The organism is Pontibacillus yanchengensis Y32 (assembly GCF_000770635.1).
Classification (GTDB): domain Bacteria; phylum Bacillota; class Bacilli; order Bacillales; family BH030062; genus Pontibacillus; species Pontibacillus yanchengensis.
Genome location: NZ_AVBF01000139.1, coordinates 1 through 463 on the forward strand (window position 1 = coordinate 1; position 463 = coordinate 463).

At 40.2% G+C, this 463-nt stretch carries 1 pseudogene; it reads left to right on the forward strand.

Features of this window, described 5'->3' with window-relative positions:
- A pseudogene (locus N782_RS20490) lies at positions 1-463 on the forward strand (IS5/IS1182 family transposase); the annotation flags it as partial.

Genomic DNA, 463 nt, shown 5'->3' on the forward strand with positions numbered 1-463 from the left:
TATACAATGAATTATTGAAAGACGAAATTATACCTGAGATTGAACAAGAAAGCTCGGACGAACTTTCCACCGAAGAGCTTTCTTTCATAGCTGAAAAGTTGGAAGAAAAAGTCGATGAGTTGAATGATAAGATTGAGGCAAGTGAGGATGTAAGCGAAAGGAAACACCTTCGCTCAGAGCGTAAACAACCAAAACAATCTCTTAAAAAGTTCAAGGACTTTGCCGCACGCAAACAAAAATATCAAAACGACATGGAAGTGTTTGGAGAACGCAACAGTTACTCAAAGACAGACCATGATGCCACGTTTATGCGAATGAAAGACGATTATATGAAGAACGGTCAACTGAAGCCAGGTTACAATGTGCAGATTGCGACAGAAGGGCAATTTACGCTCGCTTACGATAGTTTCCCAAATCCAACAGATACACGCACCTTCAAACCCTTTCTTGATTACATCGAGAA